At 60.0% G+C, this 24002-nt stretch carries 22 protein-coding genes and 1 riboswitch; of the genes, 13 read left to right on the top strand and 9 right to left on the bottom strand.

Features of this window, described 5'->3' with window-relative positions:
* The first annotated feature begins 55 nt into the window (after window positions 1-55).
* The gene (locus sake_RS11155) at window positions 56-1252 is read left to right on the top strand and encodes an ABC transporter permease (RefSeq protein WP_178946052.1); all 1197 of its coding nucleotides are present in this window, start codon (window positions 56-58) and stop codon (window positions 1250-1252) included.
* 131 nt (window positions 1253-1383) lie between these two features.
* On the opposite strand, the gene sake_RS11150 is transcribed toward sake_RS11155, so the two are convergent.
* On the bottom strand, window positions 1384-2769 hold the full coding sequence (locus sake_RS11150) for an NAD-dependent succinate-semialdehyde dehydrogenase (RefSeq protein WP_129360453.1): 1386 nt from the start codon (window positions 2767-2769) through the stop codon (window positions 1384-1386).
* Window positions 2770-2838: 69 nt separating this feature from the next.
* Window positions 2839-3579: a thiamine phosphate synthase gene (locus sake_RS11145; protein WP_178946051.1), complete on the bottom strand. Its 741-nt coding sequence runs from the start codon at window positions 3577-3579 to the stop codon at window positions 2839-2841.
* Between the two features lie 74 nt (window positions 3580-3653).
* Window positions 3654-3761, top strand: a riboswitch (TPP riboswitch).
* Between sake_RS11145 and thiO the strand changes: the two genes are divergently transcribed.
* The 8 genes from thiO to sake_RS11105 all read left to right on the top strand — a co-directional run bounded on the left by thiO (window position 3754) and on the right by sake_RS11105 (window position 12402).
* Window positions 3754-4989, top strand: a complete 1236-nt coding sequence (thiO, locus tag sake_RS11140; protein WP_178946050.1) for a glycine oxidase ThiO — start codon at window positions 3754-3756, stop codon at window positions 4987-4989. (Overlaps the previous riboswitch by 8 nt.)
* Window positions 4986-5225, top strand: coding sequence for a sulfur carrier protein ThiS (gene thiS / locus sake_RS11135; RefSeq protein WP_129360456.1), 240 nt, complete (start codon window positions 4986-4988; stop codon window positions 5223-5225). The genes thiO and thiS overlap by 4 nt, the downstream gene beginning before the upstream one ends.
* Window positions 5226-5238: 13 nt before the next feature.
* Window positions 5239-6078 carry a thiazole synthase gene (locus sake_RS11130; RefSeq protein ID WP_129360457.1) on the top strand — a complete coding sequence of 280 codons (840 nt, stop codon included), beginning with the start codon at window positions 5239-5241 and terminating at the stop codon, window positions 6076-6078.
* On the top strand, window positions 6075-7220 hold the full coding sequence (gene moeB, locus sake_RS11125; RefSeq protein WP_129360458.1) for a molybdopterin-synthase adenylyltransferase MoeB: 1146 nt from the start codon (window positions 6075-6077) through the stop codon (window positions 7218-7220). The genes sake_RS11130 and moeB overlap by 4 nt, the downstream gene beginning before the upstream one ends.
* A 772-nt stretch (window positions 7221-7992) precedes the next feature.
* Window positions 7993-8670 (top strand): hypothetical protein, encoded by a 678-nt coding sequence (locus tag sake_RS11120; protein ID WP_129360459.1) that lies wholly within the window; start codon window positions 7993-7995, stop codon window positions 8668-8670.
* Between the two features lie 35 nt (window positions 8671-8705).
* Window positions 8706-9287 (top strand): hypothetical protein, encoded by a 582-nt coding sequence (locus sake_RS11115; protein WP_197964430.1) that lies wholly within the window; start codon window positions 8706-8708, stop codon window positions 9285-9287.
* A 112-nt stretch (window positions 9288-9399) separates the two neighbouring features.
* Window positions 9400-10137 carry an HAD family hydrolase gene (locus tag sake_RS11110; RefSeq protein WP_178946049.1) on the top strand — a complete coding sequence of 246 codons (738 nt, stop codon included), beginning with the start codon at window positions 9400-9402 and terminating at the stop codon, window positions 10135-10137.
* 966 nt (window positions 10138-11103) lie between these two features.
* Complete coding sequence (locus sake_RS11105) at window positions 11104-12402, top strand: Nramp family divalent metal transporter (RefSeq protein ID WP_129360462.1); 1299 nt, start codon at window positions 11104-11106, stop codon at window positions 12400-12402.
* Here sake_RS11105 and sake_RS11100 read toward each other — a convergent pair.
* Window positions 12394-12945 carry a CE1759 family FMN reductase gene (locus sake_RS11100; RefSeq protein ID WP_178946048.1) on the bottom strand — a complete coding sequence of 184 codons (552 nt, stop codon included), beginning with the start codon at window positions 12943-12945 and terminating at the stop codon, window positions 12394-12396. The two genes, sake_RS11105 and sake_RS11100, sit on opposite strands and share 9 nt — an antisense overlap.
* 54 nt (window positions 12946-12999) lie before the next feature.
* A complete protein-coding gene (locus tag sake_RS11095) occupies window positions 13000-13407 on the bottom strand; it encodes a VOC family protein (RefSeq protein WP_238147688.1) in 408 nt (135 codons plus the stop codon).
* Between the two features lie 240 nt (window positions 13408-13647).
* On the opposite strand from sake_RS11095, the gene sake_RS11090 reads away from it, so the two are divergent.
* Window positions 13648-15096, top strand: a complete 1449-nt coding sequence (locus sake_RS11090) for an APC family permease (RefSeq protein ID WP_178946047.1) — start codon at window positions 13648-13650, stop codon at window positions 15094-15096.
* Between the two features lie 140 nt (window positions 15097-15236).
* Here sake_RS11090 and sake_RS11085 read toward each other — a convergent pair whose 3' ends face one another.
* Together sake_RS11085 and sake_RS11080 are read right to left on the bottom strand one after the other, a co-directional pair.
* Window positions 15237-16016 (bottom strand): class F sortase, encoded by a 780-nt coding sequence (locus sake_RS11085; RefSeq protein WP_178946046.1) that lies wholly within the window; start codon window positions 16014-16016, stop codon window positions 15237-15239.
* Complete coding sequence (locus tag sake_RS11080) at window positions 16000-19281, bottom strand: LPXTG cell wall anchor domain-containing protein (RefSeq protein ID WP_178946045.1); 3282 nt, start codon at window positions 19279-19281, stop codon at window positions 16000-16002. The genes sake_RS11085 and sake_RS11080 overlap by 17 nt, the downstream gene beginning before the upstream one ends.
* 489 nt (window positions 19282-19770) lie before the next feature.
* On the opposite strand from sake_RS11080, the gene sake_RS11075 reads away from it, so the two are divergent.
* Window positions 19771-20790 carry a S9 family peptidase gene (locus tag sake_RS11075; RefSeq protein WP_178946044.1) on the top strand — a complete coding sequence of 340 codons (1020 nt, stop codon included), beginning with the start codon at window positions 19771-19773 and terminating at the stop codon, window positions 20788-20790.
* A 154-nt stretch (window positions 20791-20944) separates the two neighbouring features.
* On the opposite strand, the gene sake_RS11070 is transcribed toward sake_RS11075, so the two are convergent.
* Window positions 20945-21364 carry an organic hydroperoxide resistance protein gene (locus sake_RS11070; RefSeq protein ID WP_129360468.1) on the bottom strand — a complete coding sequence of 140 codons (420 nt, stop codon included), beginning with the start codon at window positions 21362-21364 and terminating at the stop codon, window positions 20945-20947.
* Between the two features lie 81 nt (window positions 21365-21445).
* On the opposite strand from sake_RS11070, the gene sake_RS13490 reads away from it, so the two are divergent.
* Window positions 21446-21895 carry a MarR family winged helix-turn-helix transcriptional regulator gene (locus tag sake_RS13490; RefSeq protein WP_304999906.1) on the top strand — a complete coding sequence of 150 codons (450 nt, stop codon included), beginning with the start codon at window positions 21446-21448 and terminating at the stop codon, window positions 21893-21895.
* Between the two features lie 131 nt (window positions 21896-22026).
* Window positions 22027-22728: an NAD-dependent dehydratase gene (locus sake_RS11060; RefSeq protein ID WP_243155686.1), complete on the top strand. Its 702-nt coding sequence runs from the start codon at window positions 22027-22029 to the stop codon at window positions 22726-22728.
* A gap of 163 nt (window positions 22729-22891) precedes the next feature.
* On the opposite strand, the gene sake_RS11055 is transcribed toward sake_RS11060, so the two are convergent.
* Both sake_RS11055 and sake_RS11050 read right to left on the bottom strand, forming a co-directional pair.
* On the bottom strand, window positions 22892-23323 hold the full coding sequence (locus sake_RS11055; protein ID WP_178945173.1) for a hypothetical protein: 432 nt from the start codon (window positions 23321-23323) through the stop codon (window positions 22892-22894).
* Between the two features lie 109 nt (window positions 23324-23432).
* The gene (locus sake_RS11050) at window positions 23433-23879 is read right to left on the bottom strand and encodes a DUF2871 domain-containing protein (RefSeq protein WP_129360471.1); all 447 of its coding nucleotides are present in this window, start codon (window positions 23877-23879) and stop codon (window positions 23433-23435) included.
* Window positions 23880-24002 lie beyond the last annotated feature (123 nt).

The raw sequence follows: 24002 nt of genomic DNA, 5'->3' as shown, positions 1-24002 counted from the left end.
AGTCGTTCTGTTAGTCTGGCCGCAAGTAGAAGAAGCATTCTGTTTAGGAGACGTTATGAGCGCTCGGGATTCTCAGCACGCCGAGGCTGAGTCCACCTCAAACCCCTCGAAAATCCGCACCGGCAGCCATATGGGCAAGGTAGTGGGAGTGTCCCTCCTTGCCGCCGTGGTGATGACCATTTTCGTCATGGCATTCACCTGGCCCAGCAAGACGTCGACCGCCCACAATCTGCCGGTCAGCGTCGCAGGCCCGAAGCAAGCCGTCGATCAATTCGAGAACAAAATCAACGAGAAGTCGGGGGACACCTTCGACTTCGTGGCTGCCGATAGCCGCAGGCAGGCCGTTGATCAGATCAAGCATCGGGAAACTTACGGTGCCGTCATCTTGGCCGAACAACCGAAGACTCCGGAAGTTCTCACCGCACCGGCCGCCAACTCGACCGCAACGCAGGTGATGAGCGGGATCGCGGATCAACTGACCCAGCAGATCCGTACCCAGATCACCGGTCAGGTCGACCAGATGAAAGAGAAGTCCGGTGGCCAGCTGAACGGTCAGCAGGCGCAAATGGCCGAGCAGCTGGAAGAGAAAGCGGCATCGACTCAGGTAGCCGAAACCGAGGTAGTTCCCCTTTCGGGCGACGACTCGAACGGCGCTGGCCTCACCACGGCGGCATTCCCGTTGGTTCTCGGCGGAATGATCGGCGGTGTTCTCGTCACATTCCTTGTTAAGGGCGTCTGGCGCAGACTCATCGCGGCATTGGCCTATGGGGCCCTGGCCGGGCTGAGCCTGACCCTGATTCTGCACACGTGGTTCGGGTTCGTGCAGGGCAATTTCGGGCTGGTCTGGCTCGCCTTCGGCCTGTCGGCCATGGCCACCGCGACTTTCATCCTGGGCTGTACGGCGGTCCTGGGTACGCCGGGCATCGGACTCGGTGCTGTCGTCACGCTGTTGGTCGGCAATCCGCTCTCCGGAGCCCAGGTGCCGTGGCAGTTCATGGTGGAACCGTGGGGGCGCATCGGTCAGTATCTGGTGCCGGGTGCCTCAAATACATTGCTGAGGTCCCTGAGCTACTTCCCCGAGGCCCCCATGGCTCAACAGTGGTGGACGCTCATTGCGTGGGTCGTTCTCGGCGTCTTATTGACGAGCTTCGGCCATTTCAAACACAACCGCATTAACGATGATGCCGAGGAACACGGCGCAGATCGGCCGGCGCCCTGGCACCGTCAGGAAGAAGCTCCTGCTCAGGGCTGATTCGCGGTACGTGGCCCTGGTGCGCCCGTATAAAGAACTGAGGGGGCCAGGCGCGTCGTCGGGGGTTAGTCCCTTGCAGACGGTGCCCGGCCCCCTCGTCGTCCGATGGGACGAAGAGCTGGCTGTGCCTCTTAGAGTTGCTGGTTCCGCACACGAACGGTGCGCTCGTTGGTGAACTGCTGCAATGCCCACTGCGCATTCTCGCGCCCATAGCCAGAGCGGTTGATGCCGCCGAAGGGGAACTCGGGGCTCGAATCCATGTGGGTGTTCACAAAGGTCATGCCGGCATTGATCTTTTCGGCGAACTTCTGACCGCGTTCGGGATCGGTGGTCCATACCGAGGCCATCAGCCCGTACTGCGTATCATTCGCGATCCTCAGGGCGTCTTCCTCGTCCTTGGCCTTGAAAACCATCACGGCCGGGCCGAAGAGCTCGTTGCATCCCAAATCGGAATTCGGGTCGATATCTGTCAGCAACGCCGGGGACATGAACCAACCCGGTCGATCCAGCTTCTCGCCTCCGGTGTGCAAGGTCGCACCCTCTTGTGCGGCCTTTTGGATGCGCTCGACGACCTCGTCGCGTGCGCCTTCGGAGGACAGCGGTCCCATATCGGTCTCGGGATCGTCAAAGGCTCCGACGGTCACGTTCTCGACTGCTTCCTTGGCGGCCGCCACGAAGTCGTCATAGTAGTCTTCGACCACGATGAAACGCTTGGGCGAGGTGCAGACCTGCCCGGCGTTCGCGGTCCGGAGGGTTACGGCCTTTTGCGCAAGTCCTTTGACGTCATCGGTGTCCAGCACGACGAACGGGTCATTGCCGCCGAGCTCCAGAACCGAGCGCTTAAGGTGCTTCGCTGCGATCTTCGCAACCGAGGCGCCTGCTTCCTCGGATCCGGTCAAGGAGAAGCCCTTGACGCGGAAATCCTTGAGGACCTCTTCTGCATCGCTGCTGTTCAGGTAGATATTCGTGTAAACGCCCTTGGGCAGTCCTGCCTCTTCGAGAAGGTCCTGGAAAGTCTGGGACGACTTGGGACAGATGGCTGCCTGCTTCATCAGGATCGCGTTGCCGACCATGATGTTGGGCAATGCGAAACGCGCGATCTGGTTGTACGGGAAATTCCAGGGCATGATGCCCAGGAGTACACCCAACGGGTCATGCTTGACGTAGGTCTTGTCGGCGCCTTGCGCATCCGGCAACTGTGTGTCGGCAAGGAATTTTTCGGCGTTCTCGGCGAACCAACGAGCCGTGAAAGCCACCTTCTGGGCTTCTGACTCGCCCTGCTTCTTGGGCTTGCCCATTTCTCGGCCAATGATGTCGGCCAGCTCTCCGGCGCGAGCCTCGACGAGGTCAGCGAATTTGTTCAGAATTTCGCCACGCTTGCTGACAGGGGTGTCCCGCCAGGACTGGAAGGCCTGATCGGCGGTGTCGATGACCCCGGGAATCTCCTCTGCCGTGAGGGACTCAAAAGTCTGCTCGACTTCGCCAGTGTTCGGATTTGTCACAGCAAAAGTACTCATATAGGTACTCAAACCAAATTCCGTGGCCGCGTCCAGTGAGTTTCGACGTAGGCGGAATGTTTCTCGTGATTACCGAGGCGAGAAGCAGGCCCTGAGCTCCCGAGCCGCGGATTCCGGGTCGTCGGCGGCGGTTACGGCCCGTACGACGACGATCCGCTCGGCCCCGGCGTTCCGAACCAGCGGCGCGGTGTCGATGTTGACGCCTCCGATCGCGAAGAACGGTTTGGCAGCCGAATCCAGGCTCTGGCCTATGTGGGCAGCGAACTCGGGCAATTCGAGTCCCACTGCCGCCCGCCCGGGTTTGGTGGGAGTCTCCCAGATAGGGCCAGTGCAGTAGTAATCCACCCCGGAGTCTTGGGACGCGGCACGAACCTGTGCCTTGTCATGACAAGAGCGACCGACAAGGATGTCTTCCCCGAGAACTCGCCGAACCTGCTCGGTGGTCAGGTCGGTTTGTCCCACGTGAAATACGTCGACCCCTGAAAGCAACGCGACGTCGGCACGGTCGTTGGCCGCCGAAAGGCCGCCTTCTTCCCCCGCAACCGAGACAAGAACGTCCAGGGCCTCGAGCTCGGTTCGAATGGAAACCTGCTTGTCGCGCACCTGGATGATGTCCGTACCACCGCGAAAAGCTGCCCTGTAGAACTCTTCGAGTCGTGCGGTATCAAGCTTTTCGACAGCGTCGGCTTCCGAACCTCCGAGAATGAATCTCTGCAGATCCGTGCAGAGATAAAGTCGGGCGCAGCGCAATCGATCGGATCGTTCCGTGCGAAGGCGGGAGGGCCCGGGAGCTTGGGAGGGGGCGGTCAAGGAAGTATGGTCTGGTGCATTCTGGGCAGTCGTCACCCTTGCAACATTAAAGGACTTGCGAGTTAGGTCATAGACTGGAGACACGTGGGAGTCCGGGCTGGCCGGACTGAGAGGGCGATACCGCCGACCATTCGAACTCGATGCGGGTCATGCCGTCGTGAGGAGGAGTAACCGATGCATATCGGCATAGTGGGTTCTGGCGTCGTCGGGATGCAGACCGCGTGGCACCTGAGATTGCGGGGCCATCGGGTGACGATCTTCGATCCGGACCCCGGAAACGGTGCGACACGGGCCGCAGCGGGCATGTTGGCACCCATCAGTGAAGTGCAGTTCGGGCAGCAGGGCCTTTACCCACTCATGCTTGCTGCCCGGCGAGAATATCCGCAGCTCATCGCTCAACTGGAACGGGTCACCGATCGTCCTCACGGATACCTCGAGAACGGCACGCTACTTGTTGCGGCAGACCGCGCCGATTCGGCTCGAGCCGCAGATCATGCTCGGGTCCAGACCGAATACGGCATGGAGACCCGGTCCCTCTCCGCGAGTCGGCTGCTGGATATGGAACCCGGCCTGAACCCTCGCTTGGCCGGCGGATTCGAAGCGCCGACCGATCAGCAGGTGGACCCGCGTCTCCTCCTGGAGGCTCTCCGCGCTGCACTCGTCCATGATCTCGATCCCACCGGATTCGCCCATGCCGGGCCGTCCGCCGCATGGATTATGGAAAGCGTTTCCAGAATCGACCCGGTGGGGGACCGAACAGCAGGCTACGACGTCACGGCGGGGGACAGCGGCCCCCACCGGGTCGATCGGGTGCTCGTGGCGTGTGGCGTGAATTATGGGCGTATCGGTGGGGTTCTCGACCGTCTGCCCTTGGACCTGAGGCCGGTGTACGGAGATATTCTTCGGCTGAAGCTCCGCGAAGGGCAACTCGCACCGGGAGAAAAGCATGTGGTGAATGCGACGATTCGCGCGACAGTCCTGGGACGACAGGTCTACCTGGTCCCACGGGCCGATGGCGGGCTGGTGATCGGAGCCAGCGTACGGGAAGACAACCTGCCCGGAGTCAACGCGGGATGCGTGCAGGAGCTGCTCGAGGACGCCGTGACCGTTGTGCCGGGTGTGAGGGATATGGAACTCGTTGAGGCCATGGCCAGGGCGCGTCCAGGGACTCCGGACGATATTCCGTACGTCGGACCCGTGCCGGGGGCTCCGGGCGTCGTCGTCTCAACCGGCTACTCGCGCCACGGAATTTTGCTCGCTCCGCTCGGCGCACGGCTCGGCGCCGATCTGCTCACCGGGGCGTCCTTGAGCAACGCGGACGCCCGATTGCTCGAAACCATGGACCCTGGCCGCTTCGGCGCGCACACTGATATGGCGCAAGCGCGCCTCACAGGAGGTATACCCGCATGAAAACCGTGAAGGTCAATGACGAAGAGGTCTCCCTGCACGATCGTGCGACGCTCGTCGACGTGGTCGGCAAGTTTTTGGACCGAGACCTAGAGCCCGACGGGCGTCCCGTGGACGGCGGACGGCTCGGCGTCGCCCTGTCCGTCGGAGGCCAAGTGGTGCCCCGGACCGCGTGGCAGGAACGAGTGGTCGCGGACGGTACGGAAATTGACCTGGTCACCGCCGTCCAGGGTGGATAGAAGGAAGAAAAGAATGGAACAGCTGACTGAAACCGACGCAGCCACGGCGCAGAAGCCGGTCACCGACCAAGAATTGCCCCCGCTGCGTATCGGAGATTACGAACTCGTCAACCGGCTCATCATGGGCACGGGCGGCGCCACAGACCTGACCTCCCTGGAGGATGCGTTGGTCGCCTCGGGTACATCGCTGACGACCGTAGCCGTGCGACGGTACAACCCCGATACCAAGACCAGTGTCTTCGCGCTCCTGGAAAAACTGGGAATCGACGTCCTGCCCAATACCGCGGGATGCTACACGGCTCGCGATGCGATCCTCACCGCGAACCTGGCCCGTGAAGCACTCGAGACCGATCTCATTAAGGTCGAAGTCATCGCCGATGAGGACACGCTCCTGCCGGACGTCGTCGAGACGCTTCGCGTGACGGAGACTCTCGCCGAGCAGGGGTTCACGCCACTGGTGTACACCACCGATGACCCCAGCGTGGCGCTCAGGCTCGAAAGCGTTGGGGCGGCCGCGGTCATGCCGATGGGATCGCCGATCGGCACTGGGCTGGGAATCCTGAACCCGTACAACATCGAGCTCATCGCAACCCGCGCGTCGGTTCCGGTGATCGTCGACGCGGGCATCGGAACCGCGTCCGAGGCCGCGCAGGCCATGGAACTCGGGTGCGACGCCGTCCTGGTCGCTTCGGCCGTCACGCGAGCCCGCGATTCTCGGGCGATGGGGCTCGCGATGCGTCGCGGAGTCGAGGCCGGTTATCTCGCTCGCGAGGCAGGCCGAATCCCCCGTCGTACCGAGGCCCTGGCGTCCTCGCCCGTGCAAGGACGGGTCCGCGCGGAGGATCGCATATGACCGGTATCAACGATCTCAGCGATACCCAACTCGAGCGCTTCCAACGTCACCTGGGCCTGGCGGGCTTCGGCCCAGACGCGCAACAAGCGTTGCTTGACTCCCGGATTCTCGTGATTGGTGCCGGAGGGCTCGGATCTCCCATCCTCCAGTACCTGGGGGCCGCGGGAGTAGGGCATATCGAGATCGTCGACGACGATGTCGTCGACCGTTCGAATCTCCACCGGCAAGTCATCCATTCGGAAGCCGACCTGGGCAGGCCCAAGACAGAGTCCGCCGCGGACGTGGTGAGAGGGCTCAACCCGGATGCCGAAGTCGTCGAACACCGTTTTCGGATTACCCCGGAGAACGCCCTGGATCTGGTCCGTCCCGTTGACCTGGTGATCGACGGTTCGGATAACTTCCTGACCCGATACGTTGTCTCCGACGCGGCCGAGATCCTGGGCAAGCCCGTCGTTTACGGTGCAATTCTGCGTTTTGAGGGTCAGGTCGGTGTCTTTTGGGCAGGTCACGGACCCACGTACCGGGACTTGTTCCCCGAAGCACCGGGCCCGGGAGAGGTCCCCTCATGTGCCGAAGCCGGAGTGATCGGAGTGCTCCCCGGAGTCATCGGTACTCTGATGGCGACTGAAGCCATTAAGGTCCTGGCCGGTATCGGAGACCCGCTCTTGGGCCGCGTCATGGTCTACGATGCCCTGGCCGCGAGTTTTCAGGAACTACGGCTGGAACCGGATCCACAACGCCGGAAAGTCACCGGTGTGGCCTCGGATCTTGCAGGGTCATCCGACGAGACGATGTGCGCCGTATCTTCGCCCTCGATTCCGCAGGGCGAAATCAGCCCTACCGCCTTGAATGCTCTTCTCGAGGAGCGCAACGAGCTGACGCTCGTGGACGTACGCGAACCGTGGGAGAACAGATTGGGTGCAATACCCGGTGCCGCAAACGTCCCCTTGGGCGATATCCAACGCGACTCCGGGAAAGACCTGGGAGCCCGTCTCGACAAGGATTCGCACGTGGTTCTCTATTGCAAGGCCGGAGTGCGCTCACGGAAGGCCATGGACATCCTGGCCGAGGTGCGACCGGACGTTGAATTCCACAGCCTTTCGGGCGGTTACGACGAGTGGAGCGTTACTTTCTCGGATTGACCAGCAAGAGCTCGGCGTTGCAGCGGTTTCCACGGTCATTTCGACCAGGAACAGAATCCGATCCTGGGTGGACGCCGAGGTGCAAGCCCCGGGGGACGAATGAAGCAGCAGCCACAGCGCTGGCGGCGATCAAGAAAGTTCTGCGTGAAAAATGAGCCATGGTCCGCAGCCGGTCAGGTGGAGTTTCGGCCGGGTGACGCCTACCCGATACGGAAATGATCGCGACTAGACGGTGTCCCGTAGGGAAAACACCGTATTGCGTAACAGTTTGTAATGTTCCATGGGCCAGGGGAGTGGTTGCGGGGCGCTCCGGCTTAACTCCTTCGGGCAAGACAAACGAATACCACACGTTAAATATTGAAGCGGATTGCTGATCTCGAGCGGTCCGGTAACCCGGCTGCTCGAGCTTCAAGGGATCTAAGGCTGCTACTCATAGGATCCGACTGGGGTCCGGGCGGAGGGGTGGGGTAGCCGCCATGTTGCCCCATGAAGTGGTCGGTGACTTTGGGTGGGTTGTTGTGTGAACCCGTGCAATGCGGGGGACGAAACTTTCCGTGAAGACACCAAAAGTTAATGTACTAATCAGTACAAAAGTGTCCTGTGGCTATGTAAAGTTCCGTGCAGATGTCGTCGAACTCGCCAGATCGGGCCCGAGGGCGGGGCTGAACAGCTTTCGTGGAGAAGGGTGCAGTCCTCGTCACGAGCGTCGATCGGTGCGGCCGCACTGCGGTTCGTCGAGATCTACTGAACAAGGTCAAAACGAGGAGCACCTATGAAGCTGACAGGAAAGATGGCCGGAATTCTGGGCGGCAGCGCGCTGCTGGTCGGTCTCGCCGCATCGCCCGCGAATGCCACCACCATCGAGAACCACTACCCTGAAACGCCGGCGCTGAATCCCACATTGCCGATCGTGAACACTTACCACGGGTCGGATCACATCAAGCCGAATGTGTTGAACCCTCACCCCGTGTGCAACGCCCTGGAGGACCGCCGCACCGTGGTGTACAAGGTCAACGACAATTTCTCACCGGTGGGGACCATCTCCACGACCAATCACACCACCAAAGACATTCCGCTGACACAGGAGACGTCCAAGTCTCAAACGATCAATATCAGCGTGAATGGCGAACAGGGAAATAGCACCACCATCAACGCTGGAGCCTCCAAGGACGGCGGGACCTTCGGTATCGCCGAAGAGATCTCCAAGAAGATCGGTTTTGAGGCCTCCTACCAACTGTCCTGGAACGCAGGCCAAACAATCGGCCCCTACGACGTTCCTCCGGGATACACGGGTGAAGCCACGTATGGGTTCCGCACTGTGACGATGTCCGGAACACAACAGATCTGCGGAGCCGATGGGAGATGGACCAACCCCACGGCGTGGAACGCATTCGTTCCCGTCAAGAATGAGGTCGAAGTCAAGCTGTACAACAATCCGGCTGATTCCTAAGACGCCGCTGGACTCTGGAACGGAGAACCAAAAAAATGATGAAAAAGCTCATGAGCCGTGCCGCAGCGGCCACTCTGGCACTTGCCCTCGGCATCGTCACTTGTGGTGCGGGTGCTGCCCAAGCGGCCGAACCTGCCCCATCTGCACACGACCTGACCGTTGGATACACCGTCTCGGGAGCGAAGGCGAAAGGCTATGCCGGGTTGGTTGCGATTCATGCGAAGAACGTCGGGTCCGAGCGGTACTACTCCGAATTCCCGGCGATCAGTTTCCGGATTGACGTCAAGACCGACAACGGTCCCCAAGGCGTCGATCGGGTGATTACCCCAGGGTGGTTCAACGGCGCTTATACCCAAGACTTGGGATTCGACGAAAAAACGTCGACCCGGTCCTTCATGGTCACCCTGTCCAACCCCGTCGAGGCCGGTCAGGATCAGCTCATCGCCAACCTCAACTTCGGTGACGGGCTGACCAAGGAGGGGCGTCTGACCAACTACATCACCGTGACTCAAGTGGGCCGCCTGGACGACGACAAGTCCACGGGCAATGATCAGAACGTGGACTCGCGTCAAAACACCACGACCGATTTCCAGAACCCGAGTCCGGGCATATTCTAAAGTCCTACGTTGCGAACCAGCGTCGATGTCATGGCGTGAAGTGCGGCCGGGGGACGAACTCTCCCGGCCGCATTTTGTTCGATGATTCGGATTCTTTGTAGACTCATCCGCTATGGAGAACCCGGCAGTTTTTGACGTGGACGGAACGATCTGTTTTGACGGGCGCAGAATCTCCGAGGACATCGTTGAAGCCCTCCGGGGGCTCCGCAGGTTCCGGCCGCTCATTTTCGCCTCGGCCCGCCCTCTCCGTGACCTCGTTCCCGTTATCCCGAAGGACCTTCAGGATCAAACATTGATTGGGGGCAATGGGGCCTTTGTCCGTCACGCCGGCCAGGTCGAGGTCGTGGGGTTCCGGGTCGGCGATCGCAGGATGCTCGATGAACTGATTGATGCACGTGGATACGCGTATCTGCTAGACGGTCCGTGGAATTACGCCTATACGGGAGATGCGGATCATCGAATATTCCGGCAGCTGGACGCCGGACGGTTGGCTTCCCGCGTCGAGCGGTCTCGACTGGAAAGCTACTCGAAGGCCGTGCTCTTCACGGAGAATGCGCAGACGATAAGCCGTCTGCGCAGGGCGGGCCTCACAGTGACGCACCATCCCGAGGAGGGTTTGATCGACGTCGCACCCAGCGGAATTTCGAAGTACGGAGCTTTGAGGGCGTTGCACGTATCCGCCCGAAGCTATACGGCGTTCGGCAATGATGCGAATGACGTTGATCTGTTGCGCAATGCGGGACAGAGCTATTGCGTGGGGGATCATCCGTCTCTCTCTTTCGCCGAGTATTTTCTGCCCCCGGGTGACGTTGCCCGGACCATTCGCGGCCTCACTCGGGCGCGCGTCTGAAGCTCACAAGAGTTCCTGCTCGATGTTGCATAAGTAGTTGTGGCCCAAGGGGGCCAGCTCGAAGTCGTGACTTTTTGCGCCAGTTCTGGCGATGTCGACCTTGCGAATGGACAATGCACCGCTGTCGGCCAGTCTCTTGAGGGTTCTGTAGAGTCTTCGCTCCGTGACGGACCAGCCCGTGACCTGCACGAATTCTGTCCGAATCGGAGCGGCTGATAGTCGACCGTGATCGCGGACGATCCTGAGCAGTGCCAGAGTCGTGGCCGACTTCTTGTAGACCTCGATCCAGTTTGCGGTCAGTTCCTCTACCTATTCCTGATCTTCAGTGGGCATTGGCTGGGGATCCGTTTTCGAAGTGTTCAAGGCCGTCTCGCCTCGAAACCGCGGGACACAACGGCTCCGATTCCGTGGGTGATCAGGTCGATTCCCCAGAAGGAGGCCATCCGCGAAGTTTCTCCGTGGGAATTTCCCGTCCGTCAGGATCGCGGGTGAATTCAGGGCGACCAGAAAATAGGCGCGGAGCAGATAGCCGACGTTGACGACGCCGTAGGTGAGTGCATGAGCAATGAAAGAACCGTATCGGATTCGGTTCGGCTTTCTTCCCATCGTCAAGAGGTAGGCCGCGTCCGCGATGCCGCCCAGCGCCGTTGTGGAGACTGCATCGATGCGATTGCATCGAAGGGTAATCAGAATGTGGAGCAGAAGGTTGGAGCAGATAAGGCTCAGGGCGAAGGGCAGGAGTCAGAGGTGGGCTCGAGTGCTGGGCGAACTGGTGATCTGAGCTGAAGCTGACATATGTGGACCCCAGGGCGTCGCTAACGGTGTAAATGAGGTGTACGAAGGTGCTGTACCAAAGGTTCACCGAATGGGACCTCCCGGCTCAGAATTTGACGTCGCGCCTCCGGGGTGGTCCCTAACTTCGCCCCGGCGTAGTCTGTAAAACAGCCAGAGCGAAGAACTGTCCGGATGCGAGGTGCGACCGTGGAATCCCATAAGACGACGAGGCCACGGCCGACCGCCGCGCCCCATAAGCAATCTCCAACTCTGCCGCGCAAGCGGTGGTTCGCGCTCTTGGGGCCAGCGTTCGTCGCATCGATTGCGTATGTGGATCCGGGAAACGTCGCCTCAAATCTCTCGGCGGGAGCCGAATACGGATACCTGCTGGTCTGGGTGCTCGTCCTGGCGAACCTCATGGCGGTCCTGGTGCAGTACTTGTCTGCGAAACTCGGGGTCGTCACGGGACAGAGCCTTCCGGATCTGCTGGGTCAGCGCATGCGTCGAGGACCCCGTTTGCTGTTCTGGGGTCAAGCAGAAATTGTGGCGGCAGCGACGGATCTCGCGGAGGTCGTGGGCGGAGCCATAGCCTTGCACATTCTCTTCGGTCTGCCGCTGCTTTGGGGTGGAGTACTGGTGGGTGCCGTTTCGATGCTTCTCCTTGCCACCCAGAACCGCCGCAATCCACGCAGGTTCGAGGCGCTCGTCGTCGGGCTTCTGGTGGTTATCACGATCGGTTTCATGGCCGGACTGGTCGTCAGCCCCGTGGACTGGACAGGGGTCTCCGAGGGGTTGGTCCCGAGGTTTCAGGACTCGCAGTCCGTCTTGCTTGCCGCGAGCATGCTGGGGGCCACCGTGATGCCCCATGCGATCTATCTGCATTCGGCTCTTGTCCGCGACCGACACGGCAGCCCCCGGGGGCGTGCCGACGGGATGACTGGACGCCTCTTGAAGGCAACGCGGTGGGATGTCGTGCTTGGCCTGGTTCTCGCCGGGTCGGTGAATATTGGCATGCTGCTCATGGCGGCCGCGTCATTGCCGGGAGTGCCCGGAACGGACAGCATCGAAGGGGCGGCAACGGCCATTTCCGATCATCTCGGCCCGGTGGTCGGACTCGTTTTTGCAATAGGATTGTTGGCTTCCGGACTGGCCTCGACCTCAGTCGGTTGCTATGCGGGGTCGGCGATCATGAAAGGTCTTCTGCACGTTCAGGTCCCGTTACTAGCACGAAGGGCCATCACCTTGATTCCCGCGCTCGCGGTGCTCGCCGTCGGTTGGGACCCCACGTGGAGCTTGGTGGTCAGTCAAGTGGTTCTTTCTTTGGGCATCCCGTGTGCAATCATTCCGCTGGCCAAGTTCACGGCGGACCGTCAACTCATGGGTCGGTGGGTCAACCCGATGGTGATTCGGGTCTTTGCGGTCGTAGTCACCGTGGCAATTGTTGTGCTCAACGTATTGCTGGTGGTGCTGACATTTTCCGGATTAGCCTGACGACGTGCCGAGCGCAACTTTGCCCACGAATTCCCGTGAAGCCTGTCTTATGCGGCCTTCCAAGACCTCATGCGAGGACAGCTCGCTCGATGTTGCGTAGACCCCGGTCGGTGTCACATCGGTGTGGAGGAAATTGAATAGCGGCCGCATCGAGTACTCGACGACCATTGATTGGCGGGCAGATCCACCGGTGGCACCGACTAGTACCGGTTTGCCGGTGAGGTCCTCGGGGGAGACCAGATCCCAGAAGGATTTGAAGAGGCCTGAATAGCTGCCCTGAAAAGTGGGGGACACCGTGATGATCCCTGCCGAGTCCAGGACCTCATTCAGCAGGCTTTCCAATTCCCCTTCCGGGTATCCGTTGGTGATGAAATCAGCGATGTCGTAGCAGAACTGACTCAGATGGTGAGTGCGGATCTTGGGTTCAATTCCCCGATCGAGCAGTTCGCGTTTCGTGGCGTCCTTGAACCGGTCCGCCAGCTGCGCGGATGAGGAATGCAGGGCCAAACCGCCCGTGATAATGGTAATTTTCGCGCTTTTCATGACCCTCCCGAGGTTCGTCGCCTCATCCCAGCATGGCACGGGAGGAAACGCGTGTTATCCCCAGCAGATACAGAATGGGTGCCCTGCCGGGTCGGCGAAGACGTGAAAGCCATGAGCAGCTTCCAGGTCGCGGGGCTCTTGGAGCGAGTGAGCCCCCAGTGCGAGCACTTCCTGACACGAGGCCTCGAACTCTGCTGAGGCGACGGTGAGGTCGTAATGCAGCTGCTGGTGCTGGTCGTCTTCACCGGCGGGCCAGGTCGGGGCGATGTGATCGGGAGCGTGCTGAACCGAGACCTGAATCTCCCCGTCCACCACGATGTCCCGCCACCGTGGATCGTTGCTGTCCTCGTCGCTGACCTGGCCGCCGAGAACGTTGGTCCAGAAGGAGGTTTCCGCTTCGATATCGGATGCATCGAATACAACGTTTTTCCTGACGATATCCATGGTTTTCGCCGCTTTCACTGGTGGATGCTCGATAGTGGCCGGTGGGCCTCGTATGGGTACATCATGCTCGATATATCGAAAATTTTGTAGGTCCAGGTTGGTCCCATCGTGGGAGATACCTCGAATTCCGGTTCGTGGGCGATGGAGGGAGTGCCGACAAACTCGACGTAGTCGTGATTTAATTGTGTCCCTGCCGATTGGGTCACACAGGGTTGTAATCGGCACAACACTCGCATCGATTGAGAAGGGGGCCCAATCATGGGTACCAACACAGCTGAGACGAGCGACCAACCGAGGGAGCTCAAAAAGGTCATCGGGCCCAAGCTGCTGATTCTGTTGATCATCGGAGACGTGATCGGGGCCGGGGTATTCGCGATTACCGGTCCCGTCTCCAAGGAAGTCGGCGGTGTTGCGTGGCTGCCGTTCCTCGTCGCTTTCATTGTCGCGACCTTCACGGCGTTCTCCTACCTTGAGCTGGTCACCAAGTACCCTCAGGCGGCCGGTGCTGCTCTCTATATTCATAAAGCGTTCGGAATACACTTCGTTACCTTTATCGTTGCTTTCGCGGTCGCATGCTCGGGTATTACGAGCGCGGCGACGTCGTCGACCTTGGTCGGCAAGAATTTGCTGATCGGTATTGGGCAATTCATCCCCGGGATTCCCTCCGGGCCGACTGCTTCGATGTTCATGGCTATCGGAATCATCATCATTCTTGGGCTCGTGAACCTCCGAGGAATCGGCGAGAGCGTGAAGTTCAACGTGATTCTGACGCTGGTGACTCTGGTCGCGATGGGAATCATCATCGTGATCGGTTTTGCCGCGATCGTCAGCGGGCATGGTGACCTGGGTCGGATAGTCGTCTTCGAAAATCACAGCGACCGGAACATGTTCGCTGCGGTGACCATGGCGACGTCGGTTGCTTTCTTCGCGATGGTCGGCTTCGAGGACTCCGTGAACTTGGTGGAGGAGTGCAAGGATCCGAAGCGCGATATGCCCCGAATGATGCTTACGGGACTCGGCGTTTGCGTGATCATTTACATCCTGGTTGCAGTGACCGTGACGATTGTGATCCCTCCGGGCGACATTGCCGACCCGAAGAACCCGGATGCCGGTGTTCTGCTCGACGTCGTGCGAGTGGGCGCTCCAGGCATCCCGGTCGATGTGATCTTCCCGTTCTTGACGGTCTTTGCCGTTGTGAACACCGCTCTCATCAATATGCTCATGGCCAGTCGCCTGCTCTATGGCCTCGCCAAGCAGCACGTCTTGCCCAGACCTTTCGCAAGCGTTCTGCCCAAGCGCCGGTCCCCGTGGGTTGCGGTCGTGTTCACCACGCTCTTGGCGATTGGACTGGTCGTGTACGTGAACGTCAGTGGCCAGAAGAGCATCGTTGCGGCTCTGGGAGGAACGACCGCGCTGTTGCTCTTGTGCGTCTTCGCGGTGGTCAACGCGTCTCTCCTGGTGCTTCGCAGGGACGCGACCCCTCCGGGTGCTTTCCGATCTCCCACGATCATCCCGATTCTGGGCATGATCACGTGCGTATTCCTTGCCGGACCTTGGGCCCGAGAACGATCGGCATGGATCCAATATGAGATTGCGGGGGCACTGCTGATCATCGGTATAGCACTAGGCCTCATCAATTGGTTCTTCGTGCATCGAAAAGGTGACAAGACGGAGGTATTCGAAGACATCGAGCACCTCGAGGACTAGCATCGAACGGTGAGATAGTTCGATAGAGCGCAGACGACGGAAGCGGGTCGACCCATCGGTCGGCTCGCTTCCGGCGCAGTGAACGGAGCGCGTCCGGAACGCGGAGACCTTCCCGGCTCTATATGCGCTGTGTAGAGCCATCAGCTGGCGAGGCTGGCCCGGACGACTAAGTTGTCTTGATATGCGAAAATACCTCTGGTGACCCCCGCCGTCTCCGGACCGGAACACGTGACGAGATGTAATCGAGGTGGCCCTGTCGAAGCCAGCAAATCCGGGTCTTCCTTGAGCTTGGCCTGAGGAACCACGTACAGATCGGTAACGCGGTATGTATGTGCTGCCCCGTCGGATCCCGCGGCGAAAATCGGAGCGCATGGTTCGAGTTCGTGGAGGCGCCCCCAGGGGGAAAGGTCGCCAGAATCGTGGTTCACGTGGCCGGCCAAGAATGCGGAGCCGGAACCAGAACCAATGTCTGCCGACCCGTTGTCCCGAACCCCTCGTGGTGCCTCCGGTAAAGGCAATTCCCCGAGCTCATTCGCCTCGGCGACGTCGAATCCAGCCGTGGCGCCGACGGTGGGTGCGTTCCACGTATTGCTGCCGGGAAGGTCTGGGACGATCCCAACCGTTGTGGTCTCACATCGCGCGTCCCTGAAACCGCGGACGGGACGCGGGGCGTATTGCCCACGAGTCTTTTCATCGAGGGCAGTCTTGTGAGGGCCTCGATCCAGGAGGGTGTGACCCTCCGGTGAAGTGGAGGTCCGGCCCAGGAGAAACTCGGGGTGTCTGAGCACGAGGGGAACATGCCGCGAAGGGGAGAACTCGCAGACGAGCACCAACAGGATGACCGTCAGCCCCAGACATATCGGCACCAGGGTGCGGGTCCCCTCCCTTGACGAAGGCTCGCGTCTAGAAAACTCCAGCATTGTGATGTTGTCCGGTTGTCATCGCTGAGAAGGTGCACGCCTTTGGTCGCCAGCGATCATCCGTAGCGGGAACGAGTCGGCTTGCACGGGGGCCGCGATCTGCAGGATGTGATGGATCCTTGCGACGGTGGCGGCCGCGATAAGCCCCGTATCCGACAAGGACGGTTCCTATTCCGATGCCTACTGCCGACGCAGAGCTGACTTCGTTATCGCCAGTGACGCCTGTGTGCGCGATCGGCCCAGCGCGGCGAGGTTCCTCTGGCGACGGGCCTAGTGGTTCGGGCGAACGAGGGGGCGGCCCCGGTAGCTCGTCGGCTGGCTTTTCCGGTGGGGCTTCTTGCGACCACGGCGTGCCGCCTCCGGGCGGTTCAGGATCCCTTGACTCTGGCTGCGGAGGCACGGGCTGGGCCGGCGGATCCTGAGGCCGAGGGGGCTCCTCGATCGGTTGTGAAGGAGTCGGCGTATGGGTCCGGACGGGGTTCGACTTCAGCCAGTTTCCGTTATAAGACTCCGTGAAAGTGTTCTCGACGTCGCCGGCATCGATCCGGGTCATTTGAACGTAGACGGACCAAGCCTGCTCTTTTGCACGGTTGGATTCGAGGTTCAAAATCTTGAGGAACTCATCCGTGGCCGAATACGTAACGGCGCCGGATCGTTGGTCGATTTTCTGGGTGAAATACCGGGTGATGTCTTCACCTGGGCCGATCACAGAACCGTTCTCGCGGACAAAGGAGCTCGTGGAGAGGACTACGAAGTTGCCGTCGTAACGATCATGGGATTCGTCGTAGTCGTCGAAGATGGTCCACTCGGTGGTCTGTCCGCCGTATTGGGCCGGACGTATGGAGGAATCCAGTCTGTAATCGAACATTTGGCCCAGAGGTATGGTGTGGCCATCCAGCGACGTTCGGTCGGTGGACGACATGACGATGTCCTTGTGCGGATTGATCTTTCGCACGTGATTGGCAACGGTCTCCGTGTGAAGCCGATGGTCATTGACGATCTGCCACGCGGTATTGCTGATGTCCCCATCGGCATTAATGGTCACCGTGTAGGGAATTGAAATTACATATTTGCACCCGAGAGGCGGGATGAGTCGGCCGCCTTCCACCTTGGCCATGATGGATAGGCCTGCCGCGCCGGAGTCCTTCAGTTCGAACTGGTCGGTGACATCTTCAGACCCGGTGGTGACTACTTCTCGGAGAGCCTTCAGATTGGCGCCATCTGTCTCGGAGGGAACCTTGTAAATTCGGATCGAGGACACGTCGATGCGGCCGTGGGTCTCGTCGTAGTCATCGATCATGCCGAAGCGGGTGATCGGTTCGACGGTGTCGGCAAGCTGGGACGCATCCAGAGAAAGTAGGTATTGGATCGTCTCCCCGACGGTGACGGCTTTCTGATTGATGTCCTCGCCACTGACCGAACTGGCCCCGCGTTTGTGGGGATCGATCGATGGCTCGTGGTAGGCGTGGGTCTCCGTGTAATCGAGTCTTCCGTTGACAATCGAAAATCCGGCGTCGAACTCATCATCTGCGGAGCCGTCGGCCAAGGCCGTCTGACTCAGACGGAGGGTGTAGGCGGTGTTTTTTGTGAGAGTTTGAGCGTCCTTGGCTTCCGCCCGGACTTGGAGAACCTTCTTACCTTGGAATTCCGTCTCTTCCTTGACGAGATGGAACCGGTCCGAAACGTCAACTCCTCCCGACTCAACTCGGACGGAGGCCATATCCACAGCTACCGGGACGCGTCCGTCTTCGGTCGCGAAGATATTGTCGCCGATGACGAATTGCTTGAGTGGTTCGAATCCGGTGCTTTTGGTGACCGTCTGGTGAGTGGTTTGCCCAGGTAGGACGAATTTTCCTTCCCCTTGGGCGACCTTCTCAGTGCCGGAGCTCGGTGTGAACAACTCGTAATAACGGACGGATGCGGTCACTGGCGCAACGGGTGGCACTTCCTGACGCTTCGGCAGCGCAGGAGGCTGCGGAGGGGTAGGCATTGCCTCGGTAGGCGCAACGGTGTCCGAGGAGAGCATGACGTGATTGTATGTTGCCGTAATTCTCTCGACGTCGTCAGGATCATGCCCAGGGGAGCCTCCCGAAGTTCCGACCCAGAATGACGAGCTGTTGTGTGCCAAGAAGGTCACACCAAGGTGCGTCATGATGTCCGGATCGGTATCAGCGATGGACCGAGACTGGCGACCGCCCTGGGGCAGCATGAATGCATTGGTCACAGCCTTGGACGCCGAACCGTGGACCGGTTGGGCTTCCCGGGATATTTCCGATTTCGGATTCACGAACGTAGCGATCACGCCGCGGCCGGCCGCGGCGTAAACCCCATTCGCATATTCATAGCGAGCCTTGTCCCCTTGGTGCTGGCCATTCAACGAACCGAAGGACACATAGTAGTTGCGGGCGTATTCCTCCCCGGTGTCGGAGAACGCAAAGCTCACGGTTTGCTTGACCGCCGTCACGTTGTAGAGTGCCACATTGTCCGAATAATTCGAAAAGACTTCGATGGTCGGCCGCCCCGGGTTGGTCGTGGACGTGACCACATCCGATACGTGAATTCTCGCGTCAAGCGACCGACCGGTTGCCTTGTCTCGAGCCACATTCTTGTACAAGACCGTGAAACTCGATCCGTCGGTCGGGTACACGTGGGTCACGGAGTCCGAGTTGTAATTGTTGTGGGCGTCGAACAGATTGTTCTGGCCGGGGTGGCTCTCAACGCCTTCGACACGGACGAGGCTATTTCGGTTTTCTGAGATGGTGAACGGCTGCTCATACACGAGTTTCCCGGGAGAGAGGGCATGATTGGGGTCGGCGGCGGTGATCTGCTCCTCGAGATGGGCGTCGTACTGAGCCTTCTCACGGTCGTACTGCTCTTTGGCTCGATCGTAGGCGGCTTTATCTCGTTCGTAGTCCGCCATCTCCCGCTGATACTTAGCTTCGGCTTCAGACTGGCTGATGCTGTGCGCGGCATTCAGCTCCTGGAGTCTTCTCGAGGCAGCCTCCAGGGTGCTCGCTTGCTCTCGGTATGATTTCTGGATCGCATCCTGGCGTTCAGGCACGGCTCTGTTCTCGACAATTTCACTGATCACACCCTCTTTCCTGACCTGAACACCCATATTTTCTGCGTTGGAGACTGCCGTATCCAGAACCGTTGTGTCCACCTGAACGCGTTCGCGGTAGCCGGTAGCTTCTCGGTTGGTGGAGACGGACGAAAATTCGGGCGTGGACGCCCATGCACATTGGCTTCCAACGGCTGAGGCCATCAGCAGGCCGCTGAGTGTTGATATCCCCACCGTACAAAGGTGAAGTCGATGTGCACTGGCGATACGTTCTCGCAATTCTCGACGGTTTGAAAGCAGCATGAAACCCTTCCCCCAAAGGTATGAAACAGTCATCCCGGATTTTCCAGTATTTCGAGCAGATAGCTCTCAGTGAGTTCTTTAACTGATGTCATCAGCCCGGAACCGCCGGTATCCGGACCGACGGTCAATGGCGTCTGGCCCGACCGCTTGGTCTTGGACAGAGATATTAGATCCTGGAGGAAGCCGGTGAGGGTGGATTCGTCAATCTGTGGATATCTTCTCCGAAGGTCGGTTCGAGAATGGAAATCACCCATAACAAGAAAAACCTTGACGTGATGTTCCGTGACATTGATACGGTGATGTGTAGCACTTATAAAGATGATCCCTCACTATCCAAGGGGCAGGACTGCATCGGTTCTGCGTCAGGAAGCAAGTCGCACAATGTCTGCCATGAATTCCTCCCATGCCTTGGCCTCTCGGACCCGAAGAGTCGCGGTTGGGCTGACTCTCACGTTCCTCCTTGCCTCGTGTGCCGCGGGAGATCCACAGGGCCAGCGAGATCATTCGGCCAGCTCCTCCTCGGCCCCTGCATCGCAGCAGCCTTCCTCGTCGAATGCAGAGGAAACGGTCGTCCAGCGTGATGAGCCCCTGACGAAAAGGATCAATTATCCAGTCAACGGAGAGGGAGATCCGTCTCAGAACTGGGGCGATCTCTATCTTCCCGCCGGTAAGCACGACGCCAAGTCGGTGCCGTTGGTCGTTCTGATCCATGGCGGTGCATGGCAAAACACTATCGGGGCGGAATCCTTCGACGCGTACGCCGAGTCCCTGGTCGACCGGGGGATGGCGGTATACAACATCGAGTACCGACGGGTGGGCTCAGGCGGTGGCTGGCCGACGACGTTCACGGACGTCGCGTCCGCGCTGGACTTCATCCCGGAGCTCAGTAAGAAGCACCCGGAATTCACGACTGACGATGAGCTGGTGGTCGGTCACAGTGCTGGGGCCCAGTTGGCCATGTGGGCCGGGACTCGAGATTCGAAGCAAGAGCATGAGCTCGGTGCCCACCCTCGATTCGTGCCGACGAGGGTGGTTTCCTTGGCCGGTCCGCTTGACCTGACGTATGCGGCGACTCACGGGGATACCAACATCGTCAACGCCCTCGGCGGCACACCCGACCAGATCGCGGCCCGTTATTCCGACGTCGATCCCATACAGAACATCGACAACACTCTGCCGGTCGTCGCGGTCCACGGCACTGCGGATCAGGTCGTTTCACCCGAGAACTCCCGGCGGTACATCGATGCCGTCAAGAAGGCGGGCGGTCGGGGGAGTCTGCGCCTCATGGACGGGGATTCGCATGGCTCTCTGGTCGACGCCCAATCGGAACACTTCAACAACATCCTGGACATCATCGATGAGACGGCCGACGCGGACGTGGGTGACGTCGGCGAACCGGGGAGCGCCTGAGGGAAGGTCTGTAAAGCAGTCGGTTCGGTGGTGATGCAGACAGCAATATGCCCCTATTTGCTGAAGCCATCGTGGTTTCGGCAGATAGGGGCGTAGCTTAAGTGACGCCGGGGTGTGGCAGAAAATGTCACGCCTGCGGCCTTCTGCGTGTTGTCTACTGGTCGGTGACGTTCAGTTGCACGTCGATGTTCCCGCGGGTCGCGCGGGAATAGGGGCAAACCTGGTGCGCTTGGTCCGCCAGTTCTTGGGACTCCTCAACGGGAAGGTCGGGGACGACGACTTCCAAGACGACCGACAGGCCGAATCCTTCACCCTCTTTGCCGATGGAGACGCGCGCGCCAACGGCGGAATCTCCGAGTTTCTTGTGAGCCGATTTCGCGACCGTCTGAAGAGCCGAATGGAAACAGGCCGCGTAGCCCGCAGCGAAAAGCTGCTCGGGATTGCTGCCCTCTCCGCTGCCACCCATCTCCTGGGGCGGAGCCAGATCGATGGAGATGGTGCCGTCACTCGAGCGAACGTGCCCGGAGCGGCCATTTCCTGTGCTGAGTGCTTCTGCAGTGTAAAGCGGTTCCATGGGGTCTCCTTAGTGATTCCTTAAAGCACGACTATATTGGGTGCAATATAAAAGCGTCAACCATTTTGCTAGAATTGGGTTGTGTCGAATTCGAAATCACCCTTGGCCCTGGACAACCAGCTGTGCTTCAGCCTGTATCGGGCCAGCCACGCCATGGTCCGCGCGTACCGGCCGTTATTGGATGAATTGGGTCTCACTTATCCGCAGTACCTGGTGATGCTTGCGCTCTGGCAATCGAATGAGCCCCAAAGCGTGGGGCAAATCGGCGAACTCCTCGGCCTGGACAGCGGAACCCTGACTCCGGTGCTGCGTCGCCTTGAGCAACGAGGCCTCGTGGTGCGGCGGCGGGACCCTCATGACGAGCGGCGTCGACTCATTGGCCTGACCGAACAGGGCCGGGAACTCCAACGCCCTGCCGAGGCCGTTCCGGAAAAGGTCTGGGCCAGATTCTCCCTCGAACCCGAAAGCTATTCATCATTCAAGAGCCAACTCAACGGGGTTGCCGAAGCTTTTGAACCCGGGCGCGGCTGATGGGCCGCAGTGTTGTGCTTGCGGGGTGCGGTGACGTAGGAATCTGCCTGGGTCAACGCCTGGTCAGGAGCGGCTGGCGAGCGACTGGGATTCGGCGCCGAGCGGAACTCTTGCCTGCCGAGATCTCTCCGATGAGCTTGGACCTGACGAATCCGGGAAGTACGAGAATCCCGAAACCGGACGCGGTGGTTGTTTCCCTGACGACGGATGCGCCCGGTGCAGACGCATACGCTCACACGCATCTCGGGGGCCTGCACGGGTTGGCTCGCGTGCTGGGAGGGAGTGAAAACGACGAGCAACCTAGGGTCGTGCTAATCTCCTCGACCGGGGTTTTTGGCCAGAGCGACGGCGAGACCATCACGGAAGAAACCGTGCCACGGCCCCGGAGGGAAACCTCCCGGATTCTCTTGGAAGCCGAAGGGCTGGTCACTTGCCTGTTCCGTAACGTGACGATTATACGGCCGGCCGGAATCTACGGTCCGGGCCGCGGTGCCCTGATAGACCGCGTCCGCCGTGGAGTACCCCTCGTGCGTGAACGAATGACAAACCGCATACATCGGGACGATCTGGTGACGGTGGTCGAAAGAATACTCGAAGTCGACAACCCTCCGTCGATCGTTCACGCGGTCGACAGGGCAGCCGCTCCCCTGGGGGAGGTCGCGGACCACATTGCATCTCTCTTGGGGGTCCCCGAGCCACCGGCTGCGCCGGAAACGGGGCGTCGCGATCTCGGAAAAACGCTGGATGGTTCCTTGGCGCACTCACTGGTGCGGGAGCTTCAATATCCGACTTTCCGCGAAGGGTACGCCGCGCTCCTGACGGACCACGACTGACACCAGCGGATCCACGAGTCGCTGTGCTCGCTCTGAAATCGGGCTGACCTCCGTAGTCGCTCTGGCGCAAACTGTGGGAAAGGACCGGATTGACGAAATCCCGCTCGTAGAGCGAGTGCTCGGCATCGATCGGATTCCGTACAGATCCTCGTCGTGCCCGGCGTCACCGGGTTGAGGCTTTTCTCGAGGGGTCTTGCTTCCGAATGCGCACGGCACCGATGAATTCGAGGGCGAGGAAGATCACCGCGACGATGAGCGCCCATCGGGTTGCATCCGAAACTGCATCCGCATCCGAGCCGTCGATATCGACACCCGAGAGCCTCGCAGGCCACCTCGCCGCCATCCCGATCGAAAGAATGGCGCCGACGAGGGCGGTCCCTATTTTGCGGACAGTGGACTGAACTGCCAATCCCGGTCCCGACTCCTCTTTCGGTACGTCACGCAGAACGGTGCTTGTGAATTGCGCGGAGGCCAGGCTGAGCCCCAATCCGTAGAGGGTCAGCGGTACCGCGACCAACCAGCTGGACGTTTCACCGGTGGTCAGCACCGCCAGCGCTATGACGCCGATGATCGTGGGGAGTGCGAGCCTCCACAATGGTTCTGTCGAGAACGAACAAACCCAGTCCCGCGGCGAGCGTGGCCAGCCCGATCCACTGTTTCGTGGTCGGAGCGTTTTCGTGCGTGGTTGCTGAGATGCCCATATTTCAGGCGTCCAGGCGGGGCTCAGAACGGTTCTCGGTGGCCTTCGAAATCGCGCGACGAAGCGCGATGAAGAGCACGATCATGCCGGCGGAAATTGAAATGTGTCCGAGTCCCGCGATTCCGGAGATCATGGCGCTCGATTCTTTGCCGAGAACTGTCAGCGAACCGTGCCACGCGAGCATGGCACAGGTGAGTACCACGCCGATGTTGTAGAGCCAGAAGAACCAGGTGAACAACTTCCGGCTCTCCGAGATGCCGAAAACCTTCTCGAGAACCAAGACGATCAGCAAGACGATGAAGCCGAGGGTGAGCAGATGGGTGTGCACCAGGCTGAGTTGTGTGAACTGCCCGTCAGGGAAGTCATTGGCCTTGGCGAATTCCCTGTAGAACAGTCCGGACAGTACGCCGATGAGCATGTAGATGAATGCCGCATTCAATAGTTTTTTCACGGGAGGTTCCTTCCTCGGATGAGCTGTGTGTTGCGGATACAACTCAACCAAGCCGCGAGCCTGCGGAACATCGGGCAAAAGATTGAAGACTGGACCAACCGAATGGTTGAGGAATCGCTCTTC

Source organism: Kocuria sp. TGY1127_2 (assembly GCF_013394385.1).
Classification (GTDB): Bacteria; Actinomycetota; Actinomycetes; order Actinomycetales; family Micrococcaceae; genus Rothia.
Note: the sequence above shows the minus strand (reverse complement) of the source record. Positions and strands in the feature narration are given on the sequence as shown.

Bases quoted from the DNA above. Each gene is read 5' to 3' on its own strand.
- sake_RS11155 (WP_178946052.1), top strand. From the start codon at position 56: ATGAGCGCTCGGGATTCTCAGCACGCCGAGGCTGAGTCCACCTCAAAC.
- sake_RS11150 (WP_129360453.1), bottom strand. From the start codon at position 2,769: ATGAGTACTTTTGCTGTGACAAATCCGAACACTGGCGAAGTCGAGCAG.
- thiO (WP_178946050.1), top strand. From the start codon at position 3,754: ATGCATATCGGCATAGTGGGTTCTGGCGTCGTCGGGATGCAGACCGCG.
- thiS (WP_129360456.1), top strand. From the start codon at position 4,986: ATGAAAACCGTGAAGGTCAATGACGAAGAGGTCTCCCTGCACGATCGT.
- sake_RS11130 (WP_129360457.1), top strand. From the start codon at position 5,239: ATGGAACAGCTGACTGAAACCGACGCAGCCACGGCGCAGAAGCCGGTC.
- moeB (WP_129360458.1), top strand. From the start codon at position 6,075: ATGACCGGTATCAACGATCTCAGCGATACCCAACTCGAGCGCTTCCAA.
- sake_RS11120 (WP_129360459.1), top strand. From the start codon at position 7,993: ATGAAGCTGACAGGAAAGATGGCCGGAATTCTGGGCGGCAGCGCGCTG.
- sake_RS11115 (WP_197964430.1), top strand. From the start codon at position 8,706: ATGATGAAAAAGCTCATGAGCCGTGCCGCAGCGGCCACTCTGGCACTT.
- sake_RS11110 (WP_178946049.1), top strand. From the start codon at position 9,400: ATGGAGAACCCGGCAGTTTTTGACGTGGACGGAACGATCTGTTTTGAC.
- sake_RS11105 (WP_129360462.1), top strand. From the start codon at position 11,104: ATGCGAGGTGCGACCGTGGAATCCCATAAGACGACGAGGCCACGGCCG.
- sake_RS11100 (WP_178946048.1), bottom strand. From the start codon at position 12,945: ATGAAAAGCGCGAAAATTACCATTATCACGGGCGGTTTGGCCCTGCAT.
- sake_RS11090 (WP_178946047.1), top strand. From the start codon at position 13,648: ATGGGTACCAACACAGCTGAGACGAGCGACCAACCGAGGGAGCTCAAA.
- sake_RS11085 (WP_178946046.1), bottom strand. From the start codon at position 16,016: ATGCTGGAGTTTTCTAGACGCGAGCCTTCGTCAAGGGAGGGGACCCGC.
- sake_RS11080 (WP_178946045.1), bottom strand. From the start codon at position 19,281: ATGGCCTCAGCCGTTGGAAGCCAATGTGCATGGGCGTCCACGCCCGAA.
- sake_RS11075 (WP_178946044.1), top strand. From the start codon at position 19,771: ATGAATTCCTCCCATGCCTTGGCCTCTCGGACCCGAAGAGTCGCGGTT.
- sake_RS11070 (WP_129360468.1), bottom strand. From the start codon at position 21,364: ATGGAACCGCTTTACACTGCAGAAGCACTCAGCACAGGAAATGGCCGC.
- sake_RS11060 (WP_243155686.1), top strand. From the start codon at position 22,027: ATGAGCTTGGACCTGACGAATCCGGGAAGTACGAGAATCCCGAAACCG.